The sequence below is a fragment of the Croceivirga sp. ABH4_376 genome (assembly GCF_056160685.1).
Map to the genome: position 1 here is coordinate 760,401 of NZ_JBSWXQ010000002.1, position 26,142 is coordinate 786,542.

At 37.0% G+C, this 26,142-nt stretch carries 24 protein-coding genes; 11 read left to right on the forward strand and 13 right to left on the reverse strand.

The genetic code is table 11. The annotated features are described in order from the left end of the window. Positions 1 to 280: 280 nt before the first annotated feature. Both ACXAGS_RS07630 and ACXAGS_RS07635 read right to left on the reverse strand, forming a co-directional pair. Positions 281 to 3,991 (reverse strand): ShlB/FhaC/HecB family hemolysin secretion/activation protein, encoded by a 3,711-nt coding sequence (locus ACXAGS_RS07630; protein WP_474905921.1) that lies wholly within the window; start codon positions 3,989 to 3,991, stop codon positions 281 to 283. A 42-nt stretch (positions 3,992 to 4,033) separates the two neighbouring features. Further along, entirely contained in the window at positions 4,034 to 4,198 is a 165-nt protein-coding gene (locus ACXAGS_RS07635; protein ID WP_474905923.1) for a hypothetical protein, read from the reverse strand. 180 nt (positions 4,199 to 4,378) lie between these two features. Here ACXAGS_RS07635 and ACXAGS_RS07640 point away from each other — a divergent pair, with 180 nt between their 5' ends. The 8 genes from ACXAGS_RS07640 to ACXAGS_RS07675 all read left to right on the forward strand — a co-directional run bounded on the left by ACXAGS_RS07640 (position 4,379) and on the right by ACXAGS_RS07675 (position 8,471). Beyond that, complete coding sequence (locus ACXAGS_RS07640) at positions 4,379 to 4,708, forward strand: YtxH domain-containing protein (RefSeq protein ID WP_474905925.1); 330 nt, start codon at positions 4,379 to 4,381, stop codon at positions 4,706 to 4,708. Positions 4,709 to 4,717: 9 nt separating this feature from the next. Continuing rightward, positions 4,718 to 5,065 carry a phage holin family protein gene (locus ACXAGS_RS07645; protein ID WP_474905927.1) on the forward strand — a complete coding sequence of 116 codons (348 nt, stop codon included), beginning with the start codon at positions 4,718 to 4,720 and terminating at the stop codon, positions 5,063 to 5,065. Next, positions 5,058 to 5,264 (forward strand): hypothetical protein, encoded by a 207-nt coding sequence (locus ACXAGS_RS07650; RefSeq protein ID WP_474905929.1) that lies wholly within the window; start codon positions 5,058 to 5,060, stop codon positions 5,262 to 5,264. The genes ACXAGS_RS07645 and ACXAGS_RS07650 overlap by 8 nt, the downstream gene beginning before the upstream one ends. Positions 5,265 to 5,424: 160 nt before the next feature. After that, the gene (locus ACXAGS_RS07655; protein ID WP_474905931.1) at positions 5,425 to 6,306 is read left to right on the forward strand and encodes a mechanosensitive ion channel family protein; all 882 of its coding nucleotides are present in this window, start codon (positions 5,425 to 5,427) and stop codon (positions 6,304 to 6,306) included. A 146-nt stretch (positions 6,307 to 6,452) separates the two neighbouring features. Further along, complete coding sequence (locus ACXAGS_RS07660) at positions 6,453 to 7,145, forward strand: SOS response-associated peptidase (RefSeq protein WP_474905933.1); 693 nt, start codon at positions 6,453 to 6,455, stop codon at positions 7,143 to 7,145. 203 nt (positions 7,146 to 7,348) lie between these two features. Next, positions 7,349 to 7,510 carry a DUF1328 family protein gene (locus ACXAGS_RS07665; protein ID WP_080319291.1) on the forward strand — a complete coding sequence of 54 codons (162 nt, stop codon included), beginning with the start codon at positions 7,349 to 7,351 and terminating at the stop codon, positions 7,508 to 7,510. Positions 7,511 to 7,559: 49 nt separating this feature from the next. Next, positions 7,560 to 7,772: a hypothetical protein gene (locus ACXAGS_RS07670; RefSeq protein ID WP_474905935.1), complete on the forward strand. Its 213-nt coding sequence runs from the start codon at positions 7,560 to 7,562 to the stop codon at positions 7,770 to 7,772. A gap of 69 nt (positions 7,773 to 7,841) precedes the next feature. After that, complete coding sequence (locus tag ACXAGS_RS07675; protein ID WP_474905937.1) at positions 7,842 to 8,471, forward strand: hypothetical protein; 630 nt, start codon at positions 7,842 to 7,844, stop codon at positions 8,469 to 8,471. On the opposite strand, the gene ACXAGS_RS07680 is transcribed toward ACXAGS_RS07675, so the two are convergent. The 9 genes from ACXAGS_RS07680 to ACXAGS_RS07720 all read right to left on the reverse strand — a co-directional run bounded on the left by ACXAGS_RS07680 (position 8,472) and on the right by ACXAGS_RS07720 (position 19,330). Beyond that, the gene (locus ACXAGS_RS07680) at positions 8,472 to 10,001 is read right to left on the reverse strand and encodes a GH3 family acyl-acid amido synthetase (RefSeq protein WP_474905939.1); all 1,530 of its coding nucleotides are present in this window, start codon (positions 9,999 to 10,001) and stop codon (positions 8,472 to 8,474) included. A gap of 66 nt (positions 10,002 to 10,067) precedes the next feature. Then, on the reverse strand, positions 10,068 to 10,631 hold the full coding sequence (locus ACXAGS_RS07685; RefSeq protein ID WP_474905941.1) for a type 1 glutamine amidotransferase domain-containing protein: 564 nt from the start codon (positions 10,629 to 10,631) through the stop codon (positions 10,068 to 10,070). Between the two features lie 172 nt (positions 10,632 to 10,803). Next, complete coding sequence (locus tag ACXAGS_RS07690) at positions 10,804 to 13,074, reverse strand: xanthine dehydrogenase family protein molybdopterin-binding subunit (RefSeq protein ID WP_474905943.1); 2,271 nt, start codon at positions 13,072 to 13,074, stop codon at positions 10,804 to 10,806. 21 nt (positions 13,075 to 13,095) lie between these two features. Next, positions 13,096 to 13,557, reverse strand: a complete 462-nt coding sequence (locus ACXAGS_RS07695; RefSeq protein WP_474905945.1) for a (2Fe-2S)-binding protein — start codon at positions 13,555 to 13,557, stop codon at positions 13,096 to 13,098. Between the two features lie 157 nt (positions 13,558 to 13,714). Continuing rightward, positions 13,715 to 14,212 carry a cupin domain-containing protein gene (locus ACXAGS_RS07700; protein WP_474905947.1) on the reverse strand — a complete coding sequence of 166 codons (498 nt, stop codon included), beginning with the start codon at positions 14,210 to 14,212 and terminating at the stop codon, positions 13,715 to 13,717. Between the two features lie 52 nt (positions 14,213 to 14,264). Next, positions 14,265 to 15,380, reverse strand: coding sequence for an aldo/keto reductase (locus ACXAGS_RS07705; RefSeq protein ID WP_474905949.1), 1,116 nt, complete (start codon positions 15,378 to 15,380; stop codon positions 14,265 to 14,267). Beyond that, the gene (locus tag ACXAGS_RS07710) at positions 15,377 to 16,159 is read right to left on the reverse strand and encodes a hypothetical protein (protein WP_474905951.1); all 783 of its coding nucleotides are present in this window, start codon (positions 16,157 to 16,159) and stop codon (positions 15,377 to 15,379) included. Before ACXAGS_RS07710 ends, ACXAGS_RS07705 begins: the two co-directional genes overlap by 4 nt. Positions 16,160 to 16,258: 99 nt before the next feature. Continuing rightward, positions 16,259 to 18,715, reverse strand: coding sequence for a TonB-dependent receptor (locus ACXAGS_RS07715; RefSeq protein ID WP_474905953.1), 2,457 nt, complete (start codon positions 18,713 to 18,715; stop codon positions 16,259 to 16,261). A gap of 117 nt (positions 18,716 to 18,832) precedes the next feature. Continuing rightward, on the reverse strand, positions 18,833 to 19,330 hold the full coding sequence (locus ACXAGS_RS07720) for a nuclear transport factor 2 family protein (protein ID WP_474905955.1): 498 nt from the start codon (positions 19,328 to 19,330) through the stop codon (positions 18,833 to 18,835). A gap of 222 nt (positions 19,331 to 19,552) precedes the next feature. On the opposite strand from ACXAGS_RS07720, the gene ACXAGS_RS07725 reads away from it, so the two are divergent. From ACXAGS_RS07725 to ACXAGS_RS07735, 3 genes are all read left to right on the forward strand, one after another. After that, positions 19,553 to 20,362, forward strand: coding sequence for a helix-turn-helix domain-containing protein (locus ACXAGS_RS07725; RefSeq protein WP_474905957.1), 810 nt, complete (start codon positions 19,553 to 19,555; stop codon positions 20,360 to 20,362). Between the two features lie 97 nt (positions 20,363 to 20,459). After that, the gene (locus tag ACXAGS_RS07730) at positions 20,460 to 21,362 is read left to right on the forward strand and encodes a helix-turn-helix domain-containing protein (RefSeq protein WP_474905959.1); all 903 of its coding nucleotides are present in this window, start codon (positions 20,460 to 20,462) and stop codon (positions 21,360 to 21,362) included. A gap of 243 nt (positions 21,363 to 21,605) precedes the next feature. Then, positions 21,606 to 22,127 carry a DUF421 domain-containing protein gene (locus ACXAGS_RS07735; protein WP_474905961.1) on the forward strand — a complete coding sequence of 174 codons (522 nt, stop codon included), beginning with the start codon at positions 21,606 to 21,608 and terminating at the stop codon, positions 22,125 to 22,127. 7 nt (positions 22,128 to 22,134) lie between these two features. On the opposite strand, the gene ACXAGS_RS07740 is transcribed toward ACXAGS_RS07735, so the two are convergent. Together ACXAGS_RS07740 and ACXAGS_RS07745 are read right to left on the reverse strand one after the other, a co-directional pair. After that, a complete protein-coding gene (locus tag ACXAGS_RS07740) occupies positions 22,135 to 23,973 on the reverse strand; it encodes a glycoside hydrolase family 13 protein (protein ID WP_474905963.1) in 1,839 nt (612 codons plus the stop codon). 113 nt (positions 23,974 to 24,086) lie between these two features. After that, positions 24,087 to 26,024 carry a helix-turn-helix domain-containing protein gene (locus ACXAGS_RS07745; protein WP_474905965.1) on the reverse strand — a complete coding sequence of 646 codons (1,938 nt, stop codon included), beginning with the start codon at positions 26,022 to 26,024 and terminating at the stop codon, positions 24,087 to 24,089. Positions 26,025 to 26,142 lie beyond the last annotated feature (118 nt).

Here is a 26,142-nt window from a genome sequence, read left to right on the forward strand (position 1 = left end):
CATTTAATGATTACAGATTCATGAAAATTAAACCCGTTTAAAAATCATATTATCAATAAACAGACAGGAATATTGAAACAAATCTAGATGCTAGCTTTTTCTCTAAGTAAAAATCCTGAAGCATCCTATGTAATATTTGATGCATCAAACGTGCAATCCCTTTAAAATAAACATGTAGCAAAGGTTATTGGTAACAATAGACTTTGTAACATAGGTTAAGCGATAAACAAAAAAAGCACCCTTTAATAGGGTGCTTTTAATTTATTCTTGATGGCATAGATTAGAAGTCTAGTCCAAAGCCTACTTGTATTAAGTTGTTTTCTTTAGAATTAAAATAGCCTAAATTAAAACTAAATGCCTTGAGGGTACTTATCCAGATTCCACCACCTTGGCTGATGTGCCAAATTGATGAGTCTTGATTTTTTGCCCATACCCTACCATAATCAAATCCACCAAATAAACCTATGGTTACCGGAGTTATGGCGGTATTGTATTGCTTTAAGCGAAGTTTTAAATCTGTAGATTGATAAAAATAAGAATTACCACTAAAACGTTCGTCCCTAAAACCACGTAGACCGTTGTTACCACCTAAAGAGGGAGCATGGTAAAAATAATAGTCGTTATCTCCAATATTGGTATTAAACTCTGCTTCACTGGCTAATACTAAATTGCCTGAGGATATTAATTTATGTGCGAAAGAAGTGGTGAACTTAAAGTAGCCAAACTTGTTATTGTTATTATCTAGATTGTATTTGTAACCTGCAACTAGGCCAAATAAAATTGCCTTTGTGGGGAAATCATCTGCGTTATCCCTATCATATTGGGCAGAAACCTCTGCACCTACATAATTTTGAGCATTGAAAATAGCTTGATCAAAATTATTTGGATTAAAGAACCGATTGGGATTATCTGCCACCTCAAAAGATTCGAACAAAGCATTAAAACGTAAATCGTAATACGCTAAGCCTGCCCTAGCTTTAATTTGTCTTATTCTTGCCCTATAATAGTCCCTATCTAATGCAGCTTCATTGTTTACGGTTTCATTACCAATTCCAAAAAAGTTCTTTACGTATTTATCGCTGGTGTAGTAACCTTCAACTTCAAAATTCCATTTAGGAAAAATATTGGCAAAAGTACCCTTGTAGTTTAATTCTACGGCACTAAATCCAAAATAATAATTACCCAAAAATTGGTGTTTTTGCTTAAAATCATCTGCATTTAATCCTTTTTTAATGTAAGTGTCTCCTAAGCCTAGGAAAAAACCATCATCTGTTCTAAATCCAATTTTAGGAGCGACTATATTTAAATTTGGACTAAAATAACGCCAGTGGTAAGAATTTGTGGTGTACATATCACTGATTTGGGTAGCTGGCTTTTTACCCTTAAAATCACTATCCTCGTGTTCCCAATCATACACCTTAAGCTTAGAACGGTTGTTAACATCATAATCATCTTCACCATAACCACCTACAATCCTAACTTTAATCTTTTTAGAACCATCGCCAGTAACCCTAAATTTATCATCATCTCCTAGTCCATAAACCCAAATCTCTTTGGTATCCTTTTTGTTAAAGGTTCTATCATAAATAACCTCATTCTGCTTGTCTGTAAAAAGGCGTTTCACCTTAACATTGGTTTCTCCGTTTGGCAACCTTTTTATCTCGAACAAATCATCTTTCTCCGTTCCCGTTACCGCAACTATCTTATCTAGATATGCGGCATATGCAACGGCCTTCTCTTCCAATTGGCCCAATCTAGCCACTAAATTGCTTTTAATTTCTTTGAGCGTTTCATCTTGTACCGCATCTGGTAGATTATCAAATGCATTATCTATATCCGCTTTGGAAATATTATCTACAATTGCTCTTGCTTCTTCTCTCCAAACCTCTTTTCCATACCCGTTTAATAAGGCCCTATCTAGTTTGTTTCCGCCAATATTAAGCCATTTAACGTCTCCTATTTTATCATCAAAGGATTGAAACCTTCTACTGTTTGGCGCAAATAATTTTATTAAGTTAAGTGCAAAGCCATCAAACTTTGGAAAGGCATTGTCCCTGTCTCTAGGTACAGGCATTAATTCTACGCTACCGTCTTCTTTCTCATACTCCACCCATCGCCATTGATCCTGGTGTCTGTCCCAATCACCAATTAACATATCAAATATTCTTGCCCTGATGTAATTTTTTTGGTCAATAGTGTAATCTTCATCACTCTTAATGAGCTCCAACATATCCGTGGTACTTTCAAAATCTTTGACCTTACCTTCAACATCTATTGTTCTTCTATACCCTTTATAGTTTAATTGCTCATCAGAAGGTCTTCTCTCTATAAAGTATAAACCATTACCAAAAGTATCATTGTGTTGTGCCAGCGCTTTTTGTTTTGGCACATAAAATAAATACGTGTCTGAGTGGTTTACCCCAGCTTTCCTGGCCAACGGATTTACCGCTAACTGCATATAAGGGTGGGCTGTGGTAAAAAAGTCCGAAATTATTTCTTCTGGAAAAGTATCTACAAAATCACTTTCGTTATAAGAAATACCAGGTAATTGCGATTTTAAATATTTTAACGCACTCTTCTGGAGTGAACGCATATTATACTGTCTACCTTTGTTATCTTCTAACCTTAGGGTAAAAGATTGGTGCCCACCACCCTCTTTTATTACCTTTAAACCACCATATAGTGTGTCTAAATCTACAACAGGTGCTTTAACTTCTTTACCAAAATAGGAACGGTATCTTTCTCCCCATAAAAAAGTGTGAAATCCCGATTTATTTATTGCTTTAGAATCTGAAAGTACCTTTGCCAATTTGGTCTTTTCTTCTGTTTTAGGATAGGTTTTGGTACTATCATAAACAGAAAATGGTGGTAATACACTAAATGTTGGAGAATCTGTTTCCTCTTTGATAAACGTTACAGAAGAACTTCCGTCTTCAAAAATTTCCAACTTGGCAAACCCCTTTTCTCCGGCTGCATACAAGCCTTTATAATTTAGGCTGCCACCAATAGCTGTTATTCTATCGTTATTTAATTTTGTAGCTGCTTTTGTTCCTAGAGAACCACTTATAATTTGGTTTATTTTGTCACTTTTAAGGTACTGCAGACTTTCTTCATGACCAGAAATTATAGTAACCCTTTCTGCATTGTTGGCAAGGGCCGTTATCAAAATTCTTAAATAATTATAACGTCTACTATTTAAATGTTCCGGATTAAATGCCCCTAAATCCATTACGGCCTCTTTTAAGGTGCCGTAAACCGGTATGGGTGTTAGGTGGTCTGTTAATTTGGTGTTACCTGCATATTCCCCATTACTAAATACCGGGTGGTGCATGATTACGATAATGTTTTTACCCTGTGCGTCGTTTAGGTACCCCTCAAACTCTTCCATAAAACGTCTTCGGGTAACAATATTTGGGCATTTTTTATTAATATCCAGTTCTCTGGACCAATTACCAACAAACCATTTAGAATCTACTATTAGTAAATCTAATTTATCATTAACTACTTTATATTCTAGCGGGCAGGCGTTGTTTGGATAGTACTTTATATCCTCTAAATCCAAATCCTTTATTATGTTCTCATAATCTTCAACCTTATTTGTATCATGACTTTTCCATTCATTATTACCAGGAATAAACAAGGTTTCGCCTTTAAAATCTTTGACAATATTCAATTGCTTTTTCAATAAAGCCTCGTCTTTTTGCCACTGCCCCGTCTCTTTAGAGACGTTGTCTCCCGTAAATACCATAAAGCTATTTTCAGGGGCTTTTTTCAATTCATTTTTTAGTTTATATATGAGGTTATCATCTGTGTTTTCTTGGTTACCAAGGCCACCGGCTATGTAGAAGGTTTGTGCTACACGTTTGGCATTGTTCTGGCCAGTTAATGCTTGCTTATTTATTTGTTCATTATAAGTTGCACAACCAGCTAGAAATAGTAAACTGGAAATGGTAAATAAGGTTGTGATTTTTATTGTGATGGATTTTATCATTTAAATGTGTTTGATTAGAAATAAACTGTAGTTTAAAAAACACTAGAAAAGAATACCACTTACGGCAACACCAATAATTAGTAAGACAAGTACAATAAGTGTAAAATAAAAACCTAGTTTGGTTTTACTATTTTTTTGAAAGATGTAATGTCTTGTTTTTTCTTCTTCTTCTTTTACAAATTGTGTTTTTTCTTCTCCTTGTTTCATTTTTTAAAAGTTCTAAAAATTTAAACTGCAAGGTATTTTAAAGGTTTCGTTAACAGTGCTTGTAAACAATTTAACATTAACGCAATCCAAAAAATGAATTACGGCAAGGATTAAAGGGAATGCATCAACCTAACCTATATAGTTAAAGTAGTTTTGGTATGAATCTAAAAAACAAATATTATGAGCGATAGCAGTAACACAATTCTAGGAATATTAGCAGGAACAGCAGTAGGAGCCACATTAGGGATTTTATTTGCGCCAGACAAGGGGTCGTCTACAAGAAGAAAATTAGTAGAAGAGTCTAACAGTGTAGTAGACAGCGTTGCCCAAAATGCTAATCAATTAACACATCAAATCGCCAACAGTTTTACCACTCACAAAAGAGATTTAAAAAATGAGGTGGATGCGTTGGTTACCGATGCTAGTTACAAAGCAGATGACGTAATAGATACCTTGGAAGCCAAATTAAAAGAATTGAAGGCAAAGAATAAAAAATTACAAACATCGTAATAAGGGCCTATGGATAAGAAGTTAGGTACCATTACCTCAGAATCAATAGATAACTCCCAAGAATTGATTGAAAATTCTTGGGAGTATTATAAGTTAAAACTGTTCTACCACACGTCCGAAATAAGTATTTCTTTTATAAAGTACTTTTTTGTGGGCATGTTGAGTCTACTAGCCCTTTTATTTATTTCTGTAAGCATTGCCTTATTTATTGGCCAGAGCTTAGACAACAGTGCGTTTGGCTATCTAATAGTAGGTGGCTTTTATGTACTATTAGGTTTAGTTAGCCTACCCTTAAAAAAATGGTTAGAGAAAACTATAATTAAGAAACTTTCCAAAACCATACTGCGAGATGAATAACACAAATTACGAGTCCTTGGAACAGATAAGACAGGATTTAAAAGTTCTAAGGTTAAAAAAAGAGATAAATTTAGAGATGTTGAAGTCTAGTAGAAAAGACTTTGAAAACATGATGCAACCGCTAAATCTGGCAAACCGAATTTTAGGCCCGGTTAAGAAAATTTTTATTGCCTATTTACTAAAAAAAGTAGTTAAGTAATTCTTGGTAGAGTCTTATTCCTATTAAATCTAACTACCACACTAAATCAACTATTTTACCATCTTTAGATGGCACTATAGTAAAAATCACCGCTACAAGAATAGAACATATATTACTCTATACCCAAATATTAAACCAACGCTAGAAATTATATACGAAAATGGAAAAAAAATTTAAAGATGCACTTGAAGGAATGTGGGACAAGCTAGACGGATGGCTAAATAGCTTTGTTGCTAGCTTACCTAACATTATCCTCGCCATTCTCGTATTTGTCATCACTATAATTTTATCCAGGTACATTAAAAAATTAGCGTACCGTTTATCTAACCGAACTAAATTGCAAGAGAGCATGAAACAATTGCTCTCACAAATCGTATCCGTTATTGTAATTTTAGTGGGGCTGTTTTTTGTATTAGGTATTTTAAACCTTAGTAAGGCCCTTAATACCATTTTAGCTGGTGCAGGTGTAGCAGGTTTAGCTGTGGGTTTGGCTTTGCAGGGAGCTTTAGCAAATACCTACTCAGGAATTATACTTTCTTACGTAAAACAGATAAAGTTTGGCGACTGGATTGAAACCAATGACTATGAAGGGGAAGTTGTAGATATAGACTTGAGGGTTACAACTATTAAACAAGTTGATAATAATATGGTTTACATACCCAATAAGTTGGTTGTGGAAAATCCTATTAAAAACTATTCTACCACGGCACAATCAAGGGTAATTTTAGAGTGCGGGGTGGCTTATGATTCCGATTTGGAATTTGTTCGAAAACTAGTAAAAGATACAATTGTATCTAACTTTGAGGCCGTAGAAAACAATAATGAAGTTTTATTCCTGTACCGCGAGTTTGGTGACAGTTCTATTAATTTTGAAACACGTTTTTGGATTAATAGCACATCTGCCCTTGAAGTAGCAAAAGCCAAGACAGAAGCTATGATTAAGATAAAGTCCGCTTTTGACCAAAATGACATTAACATTCCATTCCCAATTCGCACATTAGACATTCCCAAAACAGTTGTAAAAGAGTTTACTCAAGCTTAAAACACAATCTGTTCAACGGTTATTAATATTTAAAGTAAAAAAACCGAGTAATTTTAAACAAATGGCTTTTATATGAATTACAGTTTCATTCTTTTAAGTCATTTTAACTGCCACATAATTAGTTACTTGCATAAAAATACTTCAAGATGATATACAAACTTTCCAATGTTGCGGAGCTAGAAGAAATAGAATACGAGTTTGGTATACCGTATAAATATCCTAATCTCTATGCACCACAACCCATAATTAACGGATTTAGAGAAGAAAACCTTTCCATTATAACACTAGATAAAAAACAAGTAATACAATATGCTATCTGGGGTCTAATGCCAAATGGTTTTAAGGATGAATGGGTTGTATTCCAAAATCTATCCAACACACTAAACGTACCAAAAGACAACCACAATAGCGACTGGGTTGCAGAGTCTCTTGAAAATGATAGGTGCCTTATCATTGTTACCGGATTCTATACCTTTCTTTTTGAAGACGGACACATAAAACCGTTTTTAATCACCTTAAAAAACAACAAACCATTTTACCTTGCTGGTGTTTATAGTGTATTAGAAGATGGATTCCTATCCTGTGCCGTGGTAACTACAGGTACCTATAACGAAATTTCAAAATTCCACGATATAAGCGATGTTGCCCCCTTAATTATAGCTAAAAAGGATGGCGAAAAATGGTTGTCACCAGATATAAGTCAAGACAATGCAGAACAGATAGTAAATTCTTTAAAAGAACTGGAATTTAATGTTAGGCCAGTACCAAAAAAACTTTTTGAAAAAAACTTAACTCCTGAGCTGGTTGAAATGGATTTATTTCCATTCTCACTCAATTAAATAATACACAACAATTTAACTAAAGGCTTTTAGGATTATTAATCCAAAAAGCCTTTTTCTTTTTAATCAAATCTGTTTAATGTTTTTTAATGCTAATGAGTTAAGTTAACATGCATAAGCGGTAATTATTGCAACTAGTTAACCCTACATTTGTAATGTACTGATTAAGAGATAGTCAGACATCAACCTTAAAAATTAAAACTATGTTACGTTGGACAGTCACTTTTGTTATATTGGCAATTATAGCCGCAATATTTGGATTTGGTGGAATAGCAGCAGGAGCTGCAAGTATTGCTAAAATTTTATTCTTCATTTTCATCATTTTGTTTATCATTTCTTTGATTACAGGTAGAAAAAGAATCTAGACCAAGAATAAAATAAAAACAGAACAATAAACACTTAAAACAAATTATTATGATTACTATGTTGAAGAAAAAATCGGTCTCCTTATTAACACTTTTGTTTGTAATGGCCGTATGCTTTACAAGCTGTAGAGAAACAAAAGAAGATAAAGCAGAAGATGCCATTGAAGAAGTAGAAGATGGCTTTGAAGAGGCAGGAGAAGAAGTTGAGGACGCTGCTAAAGATATTGAAGAAGAGTTGGACGGTGATACGGACGACAACTAGATATTAATAAAAATTGCTATGAAAAAACTCTGGTCTTAGACCAGAGTTTTTTGTTTGTAACTTAATTTGATGAAAAAACGCTATCTAAAAAAAATAACTTGGCTATTTACATTTAGTCTAGGTCTTTTAATACTCTATTTTAATTTGAAAACACCACTTAGAAATATACCCAAGGAAATACAAGATGAAACGCAGATTGCACTTTCCTATTTTAACGATTTAAAGGAAATACCTATTGATTTTAAATTTAAAAAGAACATAAAAAAATCTGTTATGATGGCCCAACCAACATTTGCAAGTCTTTTTAGACCACGCAGTAAAAGGGCCTATGTTATTTTAATAAGTGAAAAATTTAAAATCAATGATCAAAAATTTAAAACCACAGACGTTCCCAAAGACGTATTAATAGGTTGGTTAGGTCATGAGTTGGGCCATGTTATGGACTATCAGGAAAAGAACAATTGGCAAATGATTGTATTTGGGATACGTTATGTACTGTTTAAAGAGCATGTGAAAGCTGCAGAACGTAGCGCAGATTCTTTGGCCGTATCCAATGGTATGGCGCCTTATATATTAAAAACAAAAGATTTTATATTAAACAATGCAGCTATAGACCAAGTGTATAAAGACCGAATTAAGCAATATTACCTTAGTCCAGAAGAAATTAGGGAATTGGTAAAAGAGCTGGGCGAAGATTAATTACTTGAAGTTATTCTCGGTCAAGAAGTTTTCCCATTCGGCAAACTTTTCCTCTCCCATTACCCGTTCCATCTTAACTTGGCCACCTTTCTTTTTATTTGCCCCACTCCATTCCGCAAATGCTTTCTGGGGAACAAAATGCGTTTTTACACCTTCTAGCGCCTTAGTACGTGCCACACGGTAATTTTTATTAGCGTCCTTTAAGAAGGTATCTAAGCTTTTAGCAGCTTCTTCTGAATTGGCTTTAGCATCGCTGCCCAAATACCAGGTATGATAAAAACCATCATCGTACCGTTTTGCACACAAGGTAAATTCAGGGATTTTTATTCCTAAATCCTCTTCTAAATACTGTACGGCATCGTTCATTTTATTAACAGATAATTGAGAACCTACAGTATTTAAGAAAAACTTGGTTCTTCCGGTAATTTTTATCTCTGCCCTAGCAACATCTGTAAATTCTATGGTATCTCCAATAATGTATCGCCATGCACCGGAAACAGTAGAAATTATTAAAACATAGTCTTCCCCTTCCTCAACTTCATCTAATCCCAAACAAGGAGCATCTTGTACCAAAGAACCATCTGTATTTATGTATTCTGGTTTAAATGGAACAAATTCAAAATAAATACCATTATTGGTTATCAGTTTCATAGCAGTAGTGTCTGGCCGTACTTGGCATGCAATAAAGCCTTCAGATGCCAAATAAGTGTCTATTATTTGAATAGGTTTACCCAACAACGCATTAAAACTTTTTTTATAGGGATCAAATGCCACGCCACCAGAAGTGTAAACTTGTAAATTAGGCCATATTTCATGAATGTTTTTTACACCATGGTATTCAATTACTTTTTCCAGCATTAGCTCCATCCAAGAGGGTATGCCACTCAACGCGCCAATATCCCAATTCTTGGCTTCTTTGGCAATTTGTAGCACACGTTGGTCCCACTCGTCTATTTGGGCAATTTCTTCTCCGGGTTTATAATACCCCTTAAACCAAAAAGGTATATTGCTGGCGCTTATACCACTAATCTCTCCTTCTAAATGGCCTCCCCTTTTATTAAGATCCGTAGAACTACCGAGCATCATAATTTCCTTTTCAAAAAAATCTGCCGGCAAATTAAAATTATGCAGTGCCATTACCTGTTGAATTCCGGCATTTCTAATGGCTTTTACCATTTGGTCCGTAACCGGTATACGTTTGCTTTTTTTACCCGTAGTTCCAGAACTCAAGGCAAAATAATCTGGGTTACCCGGCCAAGTAATATCCGGTTTGCCCGCAACTACGTCTTCCCACCATTCACTAGCCATTTTATTATAATCATGGAATGGAATTTTTTCCCTGTATAGTTGGGCTGGAGTTTCTGAACCTAAAATAGAACTAAACCCATAATGTTGCCCAAATAAGGTGCCTTTTGCTGTATCTAACAGCTCACTTAGAACAGCTTTTTGTTCTTCTATAGGGTTGTTTTCTGGTTTTAGTTTACCACCAACTTCTATTACTCCTTTGATTATATTACCTAAAATTGCCATGCTAGTTTTAACTTAAAAAAGGCAAGGTAGCAACCTTGCCTTATAATTATAAATATGTTCTAAGGATTAGGCATTTACTACCTGTCCTTCATGCTTTCCTTCTTTTAGCTCTTCAATTACTTTACTTATAAATTGAGGTAAATCATCTGGATTTCTACTCGTGGTTAAGCCTTCATCTACTACCACCGGTTGATCTACCCACTCAGCTCCTGCATTAATAACATCATCTTTAATGCTTTTGTAAGAAGTTACTTTTCTATTTTCTATTACACCTGCACTAATTAACAACCATGGCGCATGGCAAATGGCCGCTACAGGCTTACTTAATTTAAAAAAGTCCTTTATAAATGTTAAGGCATCCTCATTTGTGCGCATGCTATCGGGATTGGCCACGCCACCAGGTAAAACCAACGTTTGGTAATCTTCTGCTTTAACGTCTTTGATTAGCTTGTCTACTTGAATAGATTGGCCCCAATTGTCGCCATCCCAACTTTTTATTTCACCTTCGTGATACGATATGATATCTACGGTTGCGCCTTCTTCTTTAAGGGCATTATAAGGTTCAAATAGTTCTGATTTTTCAAATCCGTGTGTAGCTAAAATTGCTACTTTTTTATTCTCTAAATTCATATAGCTTGTTTTTATTTTTCTCAAAACTAACAAAGAACTTAGGGTTTGTTTTGTTCTATCAATTTTTAGGTTGACTTAAAAGAAATAGCAAGCTAATAGCCGTTGGTCAAAATTTAGATGCCTTTATAGCCGTAAGCCCATACTTTTAAGCATGGGCTTATCTACTTAATTTTTATCCCACCAAAGGTGGCCTATCCGTTATAAAAGGTTGATGGTAATAACGTCTACCCGTTGCCTTGTACAAAGCGTTGGCCAAGGCGCCCATAATTGGAGGAAAAGGCGGTTCGCCCATTCCGGTTGGGTCTATATCGTTCTTTACAAAATACGTTTCTATAGCTTTAGGTGCTTCTGCATGGCGAATTAGACGGTACCTATCAAAATTAGTTTGTTCCGCAGAACCATCCTTAAAAGTTAATCCACTATACATAGCATGCCCAATACCATCTACGGCCCCTCCTTCAGATAGGTTGGCCGCTGCACCCGGGTTTACCACGATGCCGCAATCAATGGCCGCCGTAACTTTTTCTACCACCGGCTTATCACCTTCCATTACAATATCCAATACCTGGGCTACATAACTTTGGTGACAGAAATAAGCGGATACCCCACGGTGAATACCTTCTTGATTTTGACCCCAATTAGCCTTTTCCCGTACCAACTCCAATACCCCTGCGTAACGCGAAGCATCATAATCATTGGATTCTAGGCTACCAACAGGATTCTCCTCCGCACGTTTGAGCAGTTCCAATCTAAAATCAATAGGGTCTTTTCCCATCTCCTCTGCCAGTTCATCAAGAAACGATTGTTCTGCCCCAGCAATAAAATTGGAGCGCGGCGCCCTAAAGGCTCCTGTAGTGATGTTGGTATCTACCGTAAAATCTTCTGCTAGGTAATTATCAATGGCACCAGCCGGAAAGCGGTTGGCAAACAAAGGACTTTCTGGGATGCCTCCGGCCCTTACGTGAAAACCAATTAGGTTGTTATCTGCATCCAAGGCCGCCCGATAAGTGGCATAATACGCTGGACGATAAATTCCTTGGGTCATATCATCTTCACGGGTATACACCAATTTAACCGGCGCTTTCATCCGTTGGGAAATGGCGGCCACTTCTACCATAAAATGTCCGTAAAGCCTACGCCCAAATCCACCTCCTTGACGCGTCATTTGTATATCCACTTTTTCTAAGGGTAGGCCCAAACGTTCTGCCACGGCAGGTTCCATCCATTCCGGGGTCTGTGTAGGCCCCAACAATTCTGCATGGTCTTCCGTTACATGGGCAAAAAAGTTCATTGGTTCCATGGTATTGTGTGCCAAAAAAGGGCAACTATAGCTGCGTTCCACAATTTTGGCCGCATTTTTAAATGCCTTTTCAGGATTACCATCTTTGCGGGCCACTTTAGCATTGCGCGCTATCAATTCCTTCAATTTGGACATGTGCCCCTCAGAATTTTCCATTCCAGCAGGGTGTTTCACTTCCATTTGATTACCGAACAGAGACATTTTTTGGGTAACATCGGGAGCGTCTTCCCATTCCACTTCAATAGCCTTTTTTGCTTGAAATACTTGCCATGTAGATTCGCCCACTACCACCAATACTTCATTAAACGCCGTAAAATGGAACGCCATTTTATCAAAATCGTCTTCATATAATTTTAGGGAAAATACCTCCTTAATACCCGGCATTCCCATAGCAGCATCTGCATTAAAAGACTTGAGCCTTTTTCCAAATGCTGGCGGATGCACCAAACCGGCAATCAACATTCCCTCTCTTTGAACATCTAGACCAAACAAAGGTTTTCCGGTCACTATTTTTTTTCCATCTACATTTTTTCGAGTGGTGCCAATGATGGAGAAATCGGTAATCTCCTTAAGTTCCACTTGCTCCGGCACCTCTAATTGGGCTGCAGCGGAGGCCATATCGCCATAACCTGCCGTTTTACCACTAGCCTCATGGGACAAAACACCTGCAATAGCGGTTATCTCACTTGCAGGTACTTGCCATGCCTTTGCGGCAGCCTCTTTTAACATTTGACGGGCCGTTGCACCTGCCATACGCAAATTTTGCCAAGAGCTACTAATAGACCTACTACCACCGGCTACCTGCCAGCTGTATAAATTAGTGTTCAAGGGTGCTTGTTCTACCACCACGTTTTTCCAATCTATCTCCAGTTCGTCCGCAACGATCATGGGCATAGACGTGCGTACGTTCTGCCCTATTTCGGGATTTGGAGACATGATGGTGACCACGCCATTATCCCCTATCTTTAGATACCCATTAATTTCGAACCACTCTTTGGGCATTTCCAATTCCATGCCAACAGCCTCGGCAACTTTAGGCTTACAGGAATTGAAAAAACTGAATCCTAAAACCAATCCACCCCCGGCCAAACCGGTATTTCTGATAAAGGCCCTACGGCCCAATGTTGATTTTACTAGTGTCATCTTTTCTCGTTTTAGGGTGAATTATGAATTGTTTTCAGCAGCTAATTTCACGGCCTTTTTAATACGTGTATACGTACCACAACGGCAAATATTTCCGTGCATAGCACTGGCAATCTCATCGTCCGCAGGATTAGGATTATGCTTCAATAAGGCAGAAGCGGTCATTATTTGCCCGGCCTGGCAGTACCCACATTGTGGTACATCAACTTCAAGCCAAGCTTTTTGCACTGGATGGTCGCCATGTTCGGACAATCCTTCTATGGTCGTAATTTCTTGTTCCCCTACGGCCGATACAGGCAGTTGGCATGAGCGAACCGCATTATCTCCTAAATGAACCGTGCAAGCCCCACATTGGGCAATACCGCAACCAAATTTGGTACCTACCATATGCAAGTGGTCTCGTAACACCCAGAGCATGGGTGTAGCCCCATCTACGTCTACCGTTTGGGTTTTTCCGTTGATTTTTAGATTGAATGTTGCCATTGTTTTGCGTGTTTGTTTGAAGGTACTGAAATATCCTTTTGGATGCATTCTAAATTATTGATGCTCCCGTTGTTATTCTGTTAAATGTTCATAATTGAACCTTTACAGTTATTGGCAACTAGATTACCCGTAAACTGCGTAATGGTTCAACCATTAATTAGTTTAACCGTTCTGCCACCTTATCATAATATGCTTGGCTTACTACTTCGGTCCAAACCGTAGGGGTTTCTCCGCCATAAATGGCCAAATAGGTTACATCTTTATGCTTGGATGAGGAATGCCAGTGTTCCGTATTCTTTTCGCACCTAATAACGTCTCCTTCTTTTACTAGTACTGCTTCTTTTCCTTTTTCTTGGTAATACCCTACCCCATCTACAATAATCAATACTTGAACCGACTCATGTTTGTGCCAATCCAATGTTGAATTGGCTTTAAACGTTGCTTTGGTGATGTTGTAGTCCAAATCATCATCTGCCCGCAGCAACGGGTTTAACCATGCCGCTCCAATGTAGTGGGTGTTGGGTGCTTTTACACCTTCGGTTTGGTAAGAAGATATGGCATAATCTGTTTTTTGGGCCAAGACACCCGTGGTATAACAGATAAGACCTAGCATTAGCATTGTAAATTTTCTAAAATTGTTATTTGTTGTTTTCATTGTATTTTCATTTTATTTTTAAAGTTACAGATTATCACCAGGGTAAATTGTATTACCTATCTACCAAAGCCGTTTCTGGAGTTCTTACCCCCACCAATGGTATTTTCTCAAATTGGGTTCTAAACTCAAGAAGTTCTTCTGGAGTGAATTTTACCGTAAGGGCACCCATATTTTCTTTCATGTGGTGCAACTTGGTAGTACCTGGTATGGGTACGATATAGGGTTTTTGTGCCATTACCCACGCCAGAGCTATTTGTGCTGGGGTAGCGTCTTTTTTACGCGCCCATTCTCTCACTAAAGTCAATACCGGCATGTGGGCCTTTATGGCCTCAGGGGTGAAATAAGGTACCGATGAAAATCTTGAATCATCTGAAAAACGACTGTATTCATTGAACTTATCGGCTAAAAAACCTCTATTGATCGCGCCCCAGGGCACAAAACCAATACCTAGTTCACCACAAGTATGGATTACCTGATTTTCTAACACACGCTCTATTAAAGAATATTCACTCTGTACGGCGGTAACCCTTAGTTCCGTATGTGCTTTTTTTATGGTAGTGGGAGAAACTTCGGACAATCCAAAATGCAACGCTTTGCCTTCTTTAATCAATTCTTTGACTACTCCGGCCACTTCTTCTACTGGAACATCCGGGTCTACACGGTGTAAATACAATAAATCTATCCTATCGGTCCGCAGCCGTTTCAACATCCCTTCCACTGCTTTTCTAATGTGTTCTGGTTTACTGTTTCTACCAGCGCGATTGCCATTGGTAAAGTCAAATCCAAACTTGCTGGCAATTACCACCTCATTCCGCACTGGTTGCAAGGCTTCGCCAACCAATTCTTCATCCGTAAATGGGCCATAAACCTCTGCGGTATCAAAAAAAGTAACCCCCAAATCTACGGCGCCTCGTATAACCGGAATCATTTCTTTTTTATCCCTTGGCGGATTATAACTACCGCTTTTCATACTCATACAACCTAGGCCTATTGCCGAAACCTCCAAATTACCCAACATACGTTTTCCTTCTGGCAGGGTTAAATTGCTGCTTGCTCTTTTTGGCATAGCTGCCGTTGCATTGGCCGCAATGGCCAATCCACCTAATCCTAAAATTGATTTTAAAGCAAAACCCCTTCTACCTTCATTTGTTTGTTTAGAGTCTTTCATATTTTTCGTTTTTTGTTCGCTTTTCTATTGGTACTTCCAAAACTGTAGTTTAGGGAGATGTTCCATGTAAAATCGTCTTCAGGAACAATTTGGGTGTCTATGGCTTTGTTTAAAATGGACGAAATGGAAAGGGGGAAATTCTTTTTTGCGAGGGTGATAAAACCAACCACATATACCCCGTCTATGGTGTCCATACGTAAATAATAGGCTTGTGGTGATATATTTAGGTAATAGTCTTTTGCTATACCTATGTTATTAAAGTAGGAATTGAAAACCACAAAATTGGTCTGTTTTACACCATCATCAAACCCACGACCGTGCAAATAATACAAACCAATACCTATATTCTTGCCTAACTTATAGGTGGGTACCACCTCTGCAGCTACATAGCGACGAGATTCTAATATATTTTCTTGAACGCCATTACGCATTATGCTTATGGTTCTAAAATTTAAGGCTGGATGGGCCCCGACCCGCAAGGAGAATTTTTCTTTCTGAATTGCCTTGTAGCGAAACCAAAATAAAAAAGACCACGGTTTACCTTCCAATGCAAAACGCATATCGGGCTCAAAACTTACCCGTCCTTTGGTAAACTTCAAGTCTAACAACAACGCAGGATCACCCAACGAAAAAGAAGGCACCAACGAAATTCCATTGTGGGTTACGCTGGCCGTTCCCCTAAAATCATCCAGAAATTTTTGTTCTTCTTCTTGGGCATTTGCAGCAGTGACCACAAAAATAAGTACAGCTATAAGTTGCTTAAAATGAAAAGGTTTCATATGCATTTTTCAATTTAAACCAAAACTAACCAACTAATTAAGAGCAAGTACTACCCAGATTACGGATGTTTATACCATTATTACGGATTACCTTAAAATCTAATTGATTCTATTTTGTTCTTCCTCCGAACCTGTACTTCTTTTTGTTGGATTTTTAACGGTTGATTTTCCAAAACGATAGTTAAAACTCAACTGCAAAATTTGTGTTTCCCTAACCGTGGTGGTATTTACATGTAGGTTTTCTACCGCTCCATTTATTCCCTCCCAATTGGCTGTTCTTAAAATATCGCTGTAAGAAAGTTTAAACGTACCATTATCATTGAACACTTTCTTTTGTAGGCCAACATCCCAGGAGCCCATACCTTTGGTTTCAAAACCGTTTTCTGAAAAAGTACGGGAATTAAACCAACCAGAGGTTTCAAACGTCCACCCGTTACCCAAGGTAAAGGTTTGTTGGGCAAATAAATTGGCCGAAACCGGCGTAGTAATATCATAACTAAATTCTGGAAAATTAGCTTGGTATCGTGAACGGTACAGGGTAAGGTTTACAAAGCCGTTCCACCAATTGGCAAATCTGGTTGGCGTGCTAAAATCCAGGGCATAGTAAGACCTATCAGCTAAATTCCGATAGTTCACAAAAATAATGTCCGGTTGGTTTTGGTCCAACTCTATAATGTTAACAATATTATCCGTAGATTTTGAATAGCTAAACCCAAAAGTAGAGGTACCGTTAAGGATGTATTTTAATTCATAATTATTGGAAAACTGTGGGTTCAAAAACGGGTTTCCTTTTCGGTAACTAATGTCGTCTATGCGTACTTCAAACGGATTTAAAGTTGCATACATAGGCCTATCTATACGTCTGCTGTAACTCAACACCAAACCGTTGGATTCGTTAATCTCATAGGTCATTGCCGCACTAGGAAAAAGGTTGTTGTATTTTCGTTCTACGTGGTCTTGCGGTTGTGCAACCTGACTGGGAAGACGCTGTAAATTTCCAACAGAATGGGTGTTTTCCCAACGTAGCCCCGCTTGAAATGTTATTTTTTTAGACAAGGGCAGCATAGCGTTAGCGTAGGCGGCTGTTACATTTTCAGTGTATTCAAACTGATTGCTTTGGGTTTCGTCAAGAACGAATATGTTGTTAATTTCATTAAAGAAGCCAAAATCATTGTCAGAAACTACCTTGGCATACTTGGCTCCAGCACTGAGGGAAAGCCCAGACTCCTCAAAGCGGTGTTCATAATCGGCCTGAGCAGTATAAATATCGATGTCGGTGTTTGAATCGGTTAAAAAGTTTCGTTCATTTAGGATAACGGTGCCATCTGCATTTGTGTAGGTGTTAGGTTGGTCGTTTACTGAATTTGACCTAAACCAACTTCTGTTGACATCTACAGTTAGCTCATTACCCAAAGTATCCGCATATCGATAATTGGCGTTTGCGCTCGCATTTACAAAGTTGCTTTCCATATCACTGTTTGCAAGCAATAAAGAATCGACGGCCATACCTTCGCCATCTGAAATATCGGTTCTACTAGAAGAAGTATTTAACCGCTCTCCCAAATTGCTGTTTACATTAAACAGCACCCCAAAAGAATGTTTTGAATTTACCGTATAATCAACACCTAATTTTCCGTTCACGGGGCTTTCTTCACTATAATTTTGTATGGTTTGGTCAAAATATCGACTGTCCTGTGTTTTACGTGCCCTAAGTGAACTCACAAATTTGTTGCGGGCTAGGCTTACACCACCATAAATATTAAAATTTTCCATGCGGTGGTTAAGGTTGAGTGAAAGGCTATTTTTAAATTCTTCATCATATCCCGAAGTAGCCGTAATAGTTCCATTGGTGCCCAGGGCCTTACCTTTTTTTGTAACGATATTGATGATGCCAGCGTTACCAGAGGCGTCGTAGCGCGCAGATGGATTGGTGATAATTTCAATACTTTCAATATCCGTAGCATTAAGACTACGCAGTAGGTTGGCCAGTTCTTGGGGCTCTAAAAAGCTACGCTTTCCGTCTAAATACACCAAAACCCCATTTCTACCACGTAGTGCAATATTATCATCATTACCCAGCATAACACCAGGTGCCTTACGTAGCAATTCCAATCCGTTTGTACCGGCACTGGCAATATTACCTTCGGTATTAAAAATGGTGCGGTCTGCTTTTACAACTATCATAGGCCGTCTAGTAGCAACGGTCACACCTTCCAATTCAAAATTACTTTCTTCTAAAGTAATATTCGGTAAGGTCATATTGCTATTGGAAATGGGTATTGCCTGGCTTGTGAAGTCTTTAAATCCTATAAAGCTTACTTTGATTACATAAGTGCCTGGTTGGTCTATGCTTATACCGAAGTTACCATCTATATTGGTGATCTCGCCCTTGACCAACGTACTGTCTTGTGCGTTTAACACAATTACCGTGGCCATATCTACGGGGCTGCCATCTTCGTACAATACTTTACCAGATATTTCTTGAGCTAAAGCTTGGCAAGTACCTAGTATTAAAAAGCACCAAAGAGCTATACTATTTTTGATTATTCGTTTCATTTTTACCGATTTTTTAATTCAAAATGCCATAGGTTTGGCTGTACCAGTTGCGTAAGACCGATATTCCATAATCTCTCAAATACTAAAGATTGAAGCTTGCTAAACCTTTACTTCCAATTAGTTGTCTAGTTGTTTTACATCTTGCCACATAAAGTTGGAAGTTCGTTGGGCAATAAGCCATTTACCGTCTTTACGCACATAGTGGTCATTGTAACGCACCCCCATGGTTGTCATGGTTTTTTGGCCGTTATTGGTACCGATCAACACTACGGTACAATAAGAGATTCCAGAGGCCTCATCGCCATTGATATCCACCGTTTGCTGCCCGTTTTGATGATAGACTACATCAAAAAGGCCTAAAAAAGATGTAAAGGCGTTGCCTATTTGTTCATGGCCAACCAGTTTAGAACCTGCATTTCCATTTTGGATAGATTCTACAATGGCGTCTTGCGTAAATAATTGCAATTGGGCATCTACCTCTTTAGTATCTGCCAGATTGGAAAAAGTATCTACCAAATGCTTAAGATCCATTCGGTCTTGGATTAGTTGTAAATCCTGTGCTTGCAAATTCATGACGCAAATAATTAAAAGTATTGTTGTAAAGATTTTTTTCATGATAAAGTGATTTAAGAATTGTTGATTCTCATTAACTGGTTCAAAATCGCTTACGGAATCACTTTACAAATGTATCCCAGTTTATTTGTTTACATATGACATATTTTACGGTAATACTTTCACATAACACTGTTAATATGTTTTACAGCATTTAACTCTTGTACATATAATGCTATATTTGATATATAAATTTCACAAATCACCTTTTACCTAAAATAAATAATGGAGGAAATTATATTATTGGAACAGTTTGATAAATCCATAATTCCAGATAATTATTTAGAATTGTATTTTACCCATATCCTATGTCATTCCGGAACAGGCCAGTTTAAACTGGGGAACACAACATATACCGTTAAAAAAAACGATTTTGTTATTTGGCTAATTAGCTCCGACGTAAGTGAAATAATGCTTTCTCCGGATTTTAAAGCTACATATTTGTTTGTCTCCTTTGATTTGTTAAGTAAAAATAATCCCGATACAGGCTGGGGCATTAAAGGGTTCCTATTTACTCAGAATAATCCCGTAGTGCCGCTAAGTGAAGCGTTAAAGCAACGGTGCGAAATGAATTTTAAATTATTACATGAAAAATACGAGGACAAAGATCATAAGTTCAGAAAAGAAATTTTAAACCGGCAGACGGAAATTTTTGTGATGGACATGTGGAACATTTTGGCCCAGGAAATGAAAAACAGAGAACAAAATCAAACTCGCGGTACTATTTTTGAGCGATTTTTAGGTTTGGTGCAAGAGCATTGTATGGAACATAGGGAAGTGGAATTCTACAGTAGCAAATTATTCATTACCGCTAAATACCTTACGGAAGTATGTAAAAAAAATAGTGGAAAAACAGCAATGGAATGGATACAAAACTATACCACAAGACGTATTGTACTATTGCTTAAAAACAAAAATCTATCACTTACCGAAATTTCTGATACGCTCAACTTTTCAAGTACTTCCTTTTTTAGCAGGTATGTAAAGAAGGTTTTGGGTATGTCTCCAAGTTCCTATCGTAACAACTTAAAGTAAAAGGCTACCCAGATTACGGATGTTTATACCATTATTACGGATTTGGTATTACTTGATAGGCAAATGTTTACCTTTAAGCTATAAAGCTTAGAAAAGCATGGAAAACATTTACCACATTAAATCTGTTGCTGATTATTTTGCATGGCGAAATACGAAACCTACACATCCTTTGGTGGGAATTTTAGATTACGAAAAAAACACGGCCTACCCAGATTATTCTTTTGACGGATTACACTTTGATTGCTATGCCATTTTTCTAAAAATGGCCAAAAATTGCAAGCTAAAATACGGGGGTGGAGTATATGATTTTGACGAAGGTTCCATGGTGTTTCTAGCGCCCGGACAACAGGCCGGAATTAGCTATGACCCCAATTACGTACCCAAAGGGTATGCGCTAATTTTTCATCCAGATTTATTGTTGGGCTCAGACTTGGACCGCAAGATGAAGAGCTACAAATACTTTTCATATGGGGTTAAGGAAGCCTTGCATTTATCTGAACGGGAACAGGCGTTGGTGCTGAGTGTTTTGGATAAAATTCAGTTTGAGTTGGAACAGAACCTGGATAAGCACAGTAAAAAATTGATTGTTAGCAATATTGAATTGCTGTTGGATTATTCCCTTCGTTTTTACGACCGACAGTTCTTGACCCGGGAAATTCCGCATCAAAGTGCCTTACAAAAGTTCGATAGTTTATTGAACGATTATTTAAATTCTGAAAAGCCCCAAAAATATGGTTTACCCTCTGTGGGTTATTTTGCGGACCAGTTAAATTTATCGTCCAACTATTTTGGGGATTTGGTTAAAAAAGAAACGGGTAACTCTGCCCAAGAATACATACAGACCAAACTTATAGATGTAGCTAAAAGCAAAGTGTTTAATCCTGATAAATCCGTTAGTGAAATTGCTAATGAACTGGGCTTTAAATACCCACAACATTTTAGCCGACTTTTTAAAAAGCAGGTGGGGCATTCGCCTAAGGAGTTTAGGCAGTTAAATTAATATTCTATTAGATTTCATTAATAGGGTTAATCAACATACACTTAAAGTTAAAGATTACCAGTAGAAAAACTTAATTTCAATTTTATGATTATTGCCTATGAATCACATAAGGCAACAAAAAAACTAATCGTAAATAATGAAGGGTAAAAATTGCAATAAGGTTTTGACCAATATGGTATTTGTACTGGTAATACTAGGCGCCCTCTTATTATTCCTTTCTACATTAAATTATTGAACCTAATTATGCTATCTAAACTATTTACCACCTCTTGGGAAACACTTGGTATTATAAGCTTAACCAGTATAGGTATTTATTTATCCATAATTATTCTAACCCGAATTATTGGAAAAAGAAGCTTTTCTAAAATGTCTAGCTTTGACTTTGCCATGACCGTTGCCATTGGTTCCGTTATAGCTTCTTCTATATTGCCTTTTAAAGTAAACCTTATAGAGGGTTGCATTGGTTTGTTAAATATTTATATTTTACAGCTAATACTGGCCTACTTTAGGGAATTTTATTTTGTTCAATTCTTGGTAGATAATAAACCATTATTACTTATGGACGGCAATAAAATAAATTATTCTAACCTAAAGAAGGCAAAAGTAACCGTGAGCGACTTGAAAGCAAAGCTTAGAGAAGCCAACGTTACCCATATAAACCAAGTAAAAGCTGTAGTTTTTGAATCTACCGGTGATGTCTCCGTTTTGCATAAAGACCAAGAAAATCCAGTACAAGACTGGATTTTGGACGGTGTACAACGATAAATACAAATTAGTCTATCTCTATAATCATGGCCGTTTTTGCAGGTACATTTATGGTGTTGGCATTTTCAAAACGGTTACCGGTTAGCACATCTTTTCCGTTTACACTACCTTTTAATACTTCCTGATAATCGGTAACATCTAATAACTTTGCTTTGGCATCTTTATTTAAAATGACCATCACCGTTTTCTGTTCATTGTATCTAAAATAGACATAACTGTTATCTTTTGGCGCAAAATGGATAAGCTTCCCGTTGTGGATAACCTCAGCATTTTTTCGCCAATTAAACAGTTTGCTTAAATATGCCTTTGTATCTTTTTGTTCAGAAGTTAAACCTTTCTCTGTAAAAGCATTTACTTTGTCTTTTGCCCATCCGCCAGGATAATCCGTTCTAATAATACCGTGGTCTTCCGTACCTTTATTACCCATTAAAATTTCAGTTCCGTAATAAATTTGAGGAATACCACGAACGGTTGCAATGTAGGTCAATGCTAATTTAACCAAGGCTGCATCTTCATTCAGCTGGGTGTAAATGCGACTCATATCATGATTATCTGGAAAAACCACCAAATTGCTTGGGTCTGGATATAAGTAGTCTTGCCCCAGTTCCTCATAAACCGCATTCCAAAAGTTGGCGTCATTTAAAGATTTTGTCAATGCATGTTGTACCGGAAAATCCATAACACTTTTTAATTCCGAAGTGTAACCGTTAGTATTCTCTTTTCCTTTTTGCCAATACGATACAATGGTTGGGCGTAGCACCCACTCTTCCCCTACGATATTGAAATTTGGATATTCTTTCATCACTGCGGCGGTCCAATCTCGCATAAAATACATGTCTGGATATGGATAGGTATCCATACGGATGCCTGCAATGCCGGAGTATTCTATCCACCAAAGTGTATTCTGTATTAAATACTTGGCCATAGATGTATTTCGCTGATTTAAATCGGGCATAGTAGGCACAAACCAGCCATCAAAAAATTCTTTGGTATCCTTTTTAGTGGCATAGGGATCCAATACTACCGTTTTTTTATGATTGGTTTGGGTGTAGGTGTCCCATTGATTAATCCAATCGTCCGATGGTAAATCTTTCATCCACCAATGTTCCAATCCACAGTGGTTGGCAATCATATCCATAATTACCTTCATTCCTTTATCAGAAGCTTTTTCTACCATCTTCTTATAAGATTCGTTGCTTCCGTAACGTGGGTCAACCTTATAAAAATCCGTAATAGCATACCCATGGTAGCTATAGCTGGGCATGTTGTTTTCTAGAATAGGATTGGTCCAAATGGCGGTAAAACCCATGTCCTTAATCGCGTCCAAACTTTTTACAATCCCGGCTACATCGCCCCCATGTCTACCGCCTTTATCTTTTCGGTTGGGTTTTTCTAGCAGGCCCGCAACAGCGTCATTATCTGGGTCTCCATTTACAAAACGGTCTGGCGTTATTAAGTATATGGCATCAGCACTATTAAAACCGGTTATGTTTTTACGGTTGTTTTCACGTGCTTTTAATTGATAATTATGAACGAATGCCAAAGTACCATTTTTGTGGAAGTCTAATTGTAAATTACCCGGTTGGGCCTGTTCACCTATTGCAATGGTTACAAATAAATAATTGGGGTTGGCTGCTTTTTTAACGCTTTGTAATTGTACGTTTTCATAAGCTTTTAGTCTTACGTCGTTGGCCGCAATGTCTTTTCCATAAATCAACAATTCTATGGTATTATATTCCATACCCACCCACCAATTAGGCGGCTCAACCCGTTCTATGGTATTTTGGCCCAATAATGGCGTTAGGTTTAACACCATCATCATAACTATTGTAATTGCAATCCTCATTGTTTTAGTTTTATTCAGTTAAAACTAAAGTAGGACGAAATGAGGGTAGTATCGTCTTAAATTATAAATTGGGCATTAAAAGTTATAAAATGAGACTAATTTAAACCTTAATACTAATCTTGATTTAATTGATTAAAATATTCGCGGGGCGACTTGTCCGTTACCTTTTTAAATGAGCGGTTAAAAGAGGATTTGGAGTTAAAACCTACGGCCAAAGCGATGGCTAAAAAAGTTTGGTTCTTATATTTTTCGTCTTGTGCTCTAACAATAAAATCTTCTATACGATATTGATTTACAAAATCTCTAAAATTTTTATTGAAACCTGCGTTTATTGCCCTTGATAAGGTATGCACGTTAGAATTCATCTTTTCAGCTAGATCGGGTAAACTTAGTTGTGGGTTTAGATACACCTGTTCCTGTTTCATTATCTGGTGTAAATTGGTTTTTAATTGCTCTAACTCTGCTGTTTCTAAAACTGGTTTTTCTATTTTAGGTTCTTCTTTTTCCTCCTCTGGTTCTGGCATTCTAAAAATTTGTGGTTGCTTTATAGCGAAATACCCCAAGAAAAACACTACTACGGAAAAAACAATCCATATACCATCAATTAAAAAATTGATTAAATAGTTAGCCGGTTGCTTGGTGAACGTGGCATATACATCTACTATTATAATCACCGTCCATAAAAGCAAGCAAATACCTAAAATTATTAATATGGTATTTAAATATTTTAGGTTTTGGTCTGTAGAATAATTGTGTTCTATATTTTTAAAATACCTATTTACTATGCCGTTTATTTTAAACCAATACCAAATATTGAAAACCAAAGCTAAGACCACTATAACCTCGTAAACAGAGTATGGAGGGGAATCCATAGACTGAAACAAATTCTGCTCAATAAAGGTGTGCGTAGGCTTAAAAAAGAAAGTTACGTAAACAATACATTGCAGTAAAAACGGTATAAAATGAGGCCAATAGTGCCAAATTGATTTTTTGGCGTGATGCAGTAATCTTTTAATATAAATTAGCAACGTTGGCCCATATAGAAAGAAAACTAAATCGGTTAACAAAGACAGTTTTGGATAGTTGGTATAGATAACCCGGTCATAAATTACCACCCTTGCAATTAAGGTAAAAGAGATAACAAAAATTAGAATACTAAGTGCTTGGTTGGCCCATTTATTATTGTTTTGATTTGAGTTGATAATAAAAATGAGGAATAAACCCTGTAAGGCCGTTAAAACCAAAACCAAAGTGTACGGATTAAAAATACCGTAAGATTGGTCTTCCCAGAATGCAATACTATCCTTTAATATCTTTTTTGTAGTTAAGGTATTTGTATCCAAAACCCGGTTAGGTCTTGGTCTTCCATAACTATTACCTTCTACGGTTAACCAATTACCGCGTGTATATTTATATTCTATTCTACTGCTGTACACAGGAATAGAAATCTGATATATACCATTACCTATATCTTGTAATTTATAGCGTTCATCACCTGGTACCCATCCATTAAAATTACCACAAACAAAAAGAGAAGTATTTGGCGGTGTATTACTGGGTAAGTCTACCACCTGTAATTTAATTTTGTTCGTTTCTTCTTTTTTTAATTGGTCTGCCCAACCTGCAACTTGAAGCGTTACGGTTTCTGGTGTAGAACTAGTAAAAGAGTGCTTCCTAACGTTTAGTGGGTTGCCATTTTTTTGAACTTCTACCTTATCCCAAGTACCACGTGTAATTTTATACGAAATCCAAGACGAATTAGAGAATTGCTTGTTGGCCAATACATAGGTACCAGTGTCTTGTATTTGAAAGGCATAATTTTTATCTGCCGGATTCCAATCGTTAAAAGAACCGGTTAAGTATAATGTATCCTTTAAATTGGTTTCTGGTGGCACGTAGTCTACTATAAAAGTAGTTTGTGCATTTAATTTTAAAAATACAGATTGTAATAAGAGTACTATTAAAACAACATACCTATACCCGCTAAACGCTTTTGTTTTGGGCGAATAATGCTTTTTTTTACTGTATAACAGTAAGCTAATAGTAGTCATTGCGCTAGTGAAGATTGAGTCTGTTGTTATTTGTTACAAAATTACGAATAAGAAACAGTTTACCTAAAGGTTTATCTAGTGTAACCATAAAAAAAGGGTTGTTCATAAAACAACCCTT